Origin of the sequence: Clostridium sp. ZS2-4, from assembly GCF_026719745.1 — a bacterium.
Taxonomy (GTDB): Bacteria; Bacillota; Clostridia; order Clostridiales; family Clostridiaceae; genus Clostridium_H.
This window is the reverse complement of sequence record NZ_JAPPRQ010000082.1, coordinates 1-1,666: the sequence shown is the minus strand read 5'-3', so window position 1 is coordinate 1,666 and position 1,666 is coordinate 1. Positions and strand designations below refer to the sequence as shown.

Genomic DNA, 1,666 nt, shown 5'->3' with positions numbered 1-1,666 from the left:
GCATTAAACAATATGAACAAAGGACCGAAGCCAGCAGTGCTTGGTAGTAATTTGGGTAATGGTTATGAGGCTTTAGGTAGGTTTAAAAAGGAAGTTAATAAGGTTAAAAATGGAATAGGCTCAAGTGTGGATGATACTGCTGAAGTGATTACTGAGGGGGCGGGTAACCCTGAAAGACAATTATTGAGTGGCTCAGAATGGAATGATTATTTTAAGGAGACTTATGGATCAAGAAAAGTAAGATGGAAGAACAAGCCTGTATCATATGATAGACCATCTCATTTTAGAAAAGGCGTAAGAGATAAAGTTTGGGAAAATGCTAAAAATACTAACGGTGATGTAATAGACCCTGTAACAGAAAAAGTTATGGATAAATCGCAAACATGGGATATGGGACATAAACCAGGATTTGAATTTAGAAAACATCAACAAAGTGCTAAGGAACGAGGTATATCAAGAAAACAATTTTTGGATGAATATAATAAGACAGAGCATTACAGACCTGAATTACCAAGTTCTAATCGAAGCCATCAAGGTGAAGATATAACAGACCAATATTTTGGTCCATGATAAAGGAGAGAAAAATATGAGTATATCTAATGAAGATAAGATGATAGCAAAATCAGCTTTTGATGCATTTGGAGGGAAGCCATTAGTTACAAGATATTGGGATGATAAAAAAGAAAGTTCAATTGATATTCTCTCATGCAGTGATAAACCCTATAATGGAGTAACTTCGTATTCCACAATAGGTCTTTCAAGTTATTCTATTGGATATAAAACAGATACTGTACCTTTGCGTGTTGAAATTGTGGGAGCATGTGCTTCAGGATTTGATTTCTTTAGTAACATATTAGCAAGTTGTGCATTTAATATAATTAATACTAAATTTAAATGCTATCCAGGAGCTGTATTTGAAAATGTGGTGAGTTTTTATATGCCTGATTGTTTTATGAAACATATCTTGTTTATCTCACCTTTTCTTTGGGAGGATAGGCTAAAAACTTTAAATTTTGAAGACAAAAAAGTTGCTTGGTTACTTGCTATTCCAATTTCTGAAGAGGAGTTCAAGTATGCAAAGGATAAAAGTTCTGATGCATTAGAAGAACTTTTTGATAAACAACAAATAGATATTTTTAACTTAAATAGAAAATCCGTATTATAATAAAAGTAATTGTAAAATATCAAAATAGCTTATAAGCAAGTTCACACCATTTGCTCCTTCGCAAGGACCAAATGGTGTTGAGAACAAAGTGTGAACGAAAAAAACAAAAAAATGTAATTAATAGAAATAAGACAGCAGGAATTGGAAGCATAAAAACAACCAATTCCTGTTTTTGTACTAAAACATGCGAAAGCATGAGCGGTAGCTGGTTTTTAGAATTTAGATTAAAGTAGTAATTAACAAAAGTTGAGAATAGAAAACAAATCCAACACCGAAAGGTGGCATGGTAAGGAATAAAATGTAGCAGCAGTAGCAGGAACAGCGGCAGTATTAAGTCAAGCAAAAGCAAGCTCATTCTCTTCGGTCCTTCGCAATGACCCTCGGGGGTTGTGAAGAAAGTGTGAACTAAAAAATAAAAAAATGTAATTAATAGAAATAAAACAGCAGGAATTGGAATTATAAAAGCAACCAATTTCTGTTTTTGTACCTAAAACATGCGAA

Annotated in this window: 2 protein-coding genes; both read left to right on the top strand. The window is 33.3% G+C overall.

The annotated features are described in order from the left end of the window. Positions 1–570: HNH/ENDO VII family nuclease (locus OIO11_RS11720; protein ID WP_268071655.1), on the top strand; the 570-nt coding region annotated here is incomplete at its 5' end. A 16-nt stretch (positions 571–586) separates the two neighbouring features. After that, the gene (locus OIO11_RS11715) at positions 587–1,165 is read left to right on the top strand and encodes a suppressor of fused domain protein (RefSeq protein WP_268071654.1); all 579 of its coding nucleotides are present in this window, start codon (positions 587–589) and stop codon (positions 1,163–1,165) included. The last annotated feature ends 501 nt before the right edge of the window (positions 1,166–1,666 follow it).

Bases quoted from the DNA above. Each gene is read 5' to 3' on its own strand.
- OIO11_RS11715 (WP_268071654.1), top strand. From the start codon at position 587: ATGAGTATATCTAATGAAGATAAGATGATAGCAAAATCAGCTTTTGAT.